Below are 533 nucleotides of genomic sequence, written 5' to 3' on the forward strand. Positions count from 1 at the left end.
ATCCATGGATTCTAAAAAAATAGAAACCTTAAGAAGAAAAGTTAATGAAATTGCAAACTATCAGCTTACAGAAGATGATATGGTAGAAAATATATCTGTAGAGTTTGAATTAAATGAAGGTTCTATAGATTTTAATTTAATAGAAGAACTTCATAGTTTAGAGCCTTTTGGAATGAGTAATCCAAGTCCTAGATTTATAATGAGGGAATTAGAAATAAGAGGTATTTTTAGGCTAGGAAAAGATAAAAATCACTTAAAATTAAACTTAGAAAAAAATAACGTATATGAATGTATAGGATTTAACATGGCATATATGTCTGAGCAATTTGAGATAGGGGATAAAGTTGATGTATTATTCCAATTAGATGAAAATAACTACATGGGAAATAGAAAAATACAATTTTTACTAAAAGATATAAGAATGGCATATCCAAAGGATATTGGCAAAAACTTAGATAGTATAAATCTATTTAGAAATATTAAACCTTGTTTAGATTCAAATAATAAAATTTCAAATTATGGAAAAGTTAATA

Annotated in this window: 1 pseudogene; it reads left to right on the forward strand. The window is 25.1% G+C overall.

Annotation, left to right across the window (positions count from 1 at the left end):
- A pseudogene (locus AZI32_RS18690) lies at nucleotides 1-533 on the forward strand (hypothetical protein); the annotation flags it as partial.

It is taken from the genome of Clostridium sp. ATCC 25772 (assembly GCF_001573875.1).
GTDB lineage: Bacteria > Bacillota > Clostridia > Clostridiales > Clostridiaceae > Clostridium_J > Clostridium_J senegalense.